The 1684-nt window shown below is 41.6% G+C and carries 4 protein-coding genes; all 4 read left to right on the top strand.

Going from position 1 to position 1684, the window contains the following annotated elements:
- Positions 1 to 33 precede the first annotated feature (33 nt).
- Positions 34 to 261, top strand: coding sequence for a KH domain-containing protein (locus tag LD39_RS19880; RefSeq protein ID WP_035552538.1), 228 nt, complete (start codon positions 34 to 36; stop codon positions 259 to 261).
- Between the two features lie 66 nt (positions 262 to 327).
- Complete coding sequence (locus LD39_RS19875) at positions 328 to 714, top strand: YlqD family protein (RefSeq protein WP_035552535.1); 387 nt, start codon at positions 328 to 330, stop codon at positions 712 to 714.
- A gap of 8 nt (positions 715 to 722) precedes the next feature.
- Complete coding sequence (gene rimM, locus LD39_RS19870) at positions 723 to 1238, top strand: ribosome maturation factor RimM (RefSeq protein WP_035552532.1); 516 nt, start codon at positions 723 to 725, stop codon at positions 1236 to 1238.
- Positions 1238 to 1684 (top strand): tRNA (guanosine(37)-N1)-methyltransferase TrmD (trmD, locus tag LD39_RS19865; RefSeq protein ID WP_035552529.1); only part of this gene is annotated, 447 nt, incomplete at its 3' end. The genes rimM and trmD, both read left to right, overlap by 1 nt.

The raw sequence follows: 1684 nt of genomic DNA, 5'->3' as shown, positions 1-1684 counted from the left end.
AAGAAAAACAAATAATAAACTAGTGGTGATATCATGAAAGCCTTAATTGAAACAATCGTCACTCCGCTTGTCGATCATCCAGAGGATATTGTCGTGGACGTGAAAGAGGAAGAACAAAAAGTGATCTACCATCTTTCCGTTCACTCTGACGATGTCGGAAAAGTGATTGGGAAAAACGGAAGGATTGCTAAGGCGATTCGAACTGTCGTGTATGCGGCAGGATCTGATTCAGAAAAACGAATCTATCTGGATATCATGTGAAAAGGGAGAGGGGTAACCTTTCCCTTTTTTTACCATTCAGAAAGAGATAGAGAGGCGGGGCGACCAATGCAAATCATCCAAAAGATCCCTGTCAAACAGGTGTTGACGGAGGAAAGTCGAGCTCAATTGAAAAAACGCTTCGATGAGAGATGCAAACAATTGGACAACGAATGCCGCCAATTATCGTTCGAGCAAAAAAAATTGGAACGGAAACCAGGTGTTTCAAAACAAGAAGTCGAACGTCGTTTTTCAAAAGAAATTAGTCGCCGTAAAGATCAAATTCGGTGGACTGAAAATCAACTGAAGCAATTAGAAATTCTGCCAGATGGAAGTGAACTTGCAACAGACGAAGTGGAAGCCTTAATAGAAATTAAGGAAGGCGATTCATGGAATGAATTAGTCCAGGATAGGCAAGTCGTCATTAAGGATGGAAAAGTCATACGAGCGAGGTAAGGATAGACATGGAGAATCAAATGTTCAATGTCGGAAAGATCATTAATACACATGGCATCAAAGGAGAAGTCAAAGTTAAACGGATTACAGACTTTGACGAGCGTTTCCAGCCAGGACAGCTATTGTATTGGGCAAATGATAAGAAGGGCCCCGAGAAGTTAGTGGTCCGTTCACATCGAGTGCACAAAGGGTTTGATCTGCTTATGTTCGAGGATCACCAGTCCATAAACGATGTGGAAAGGTACAAAAATGGAATGCTGATGGTCACTGAAGATGCACAGGATGAGCTGGATGAACATGAATTTTATTTTCATGAAATCATCGGATGCACCGTTTATTTGCAATCTGGAGAAGAAATTGGAGAAGTAAAGGAGATTTTGACTCCCGGAGCGAACGATGTGTGGGTCGTTAAAAGAAAAGATCAATCAGATTTGCTCGTCCCTTATATAGAACCTGTGGTGAAAGAAGTGGACCCTGCACTAAAAAAGATTATCATTGATCCAATAGAGGGGCTGTTAGACTAATGCATATCGACATTTTGACTTTGTTTCCTGAAATGTTTGATGGAGTGTTGAATACCTCTATCATGAAACGAGCCCAAAATCGAGAAGCGTTCAGCTACCGCTATGTTAATTTTCGTGATTATACGACGAATAAGCATAATAAAGTGGATGACTACCCTTATGGAGGCGGAGCAGGGCTTGTCCTTACACCACAGCCTATATTCGATGCAATAGAGGACCTGACTAAAAAGAGTGAAAAACAACCGAGAGTGGTGCTCATGTGCCCTCAGGGAGAACCTCATTCACAAAGAAAAGCAGAAGAGTTATCTAAAGAAGATCATATTATCTTTATCTGTGGTCACTATGAAGGTTATGATGAGAGAATTCGTCAAGAGCTCGTCACGGATGAAATCTCAATTGGTGATTACGTACTAACGGGCGGAGAACTAGGAACGATGGTCGTCATG

The organism is Halobacillus sp. BBL2006 (assembly GCF_000786645.1).
Classification (GTDB): Bacteria; Bacillota; Bacilli; order Bacillales; family Halobacillaceae; genus Halobacillus.
This window is presented reverse-complemented; position numbering and strand designations above follow the sequence as displayed.

Coding starts and splice junctions, on each gene's coding strand:
- rimM (WP_035552532.1), top strand. CDS start 723: ATGGAGAATCAAATGTTCAATGTCGGAAAGATCATTAATACACATGGC.
- LD39_RS19880 (WP_035552538.1), top strand. CDS start 34: ATGAAAGCCTTAATTGAAACAATCGTCACTCCGCTTGTCGATCATCCA.
- LD39_RS19875 (WP_035552535.1), top strand. CDS start 328: ATGCAAATCATCCAAAAGATCCCTGTCAAACAGGTGTTGACGGAGGAA.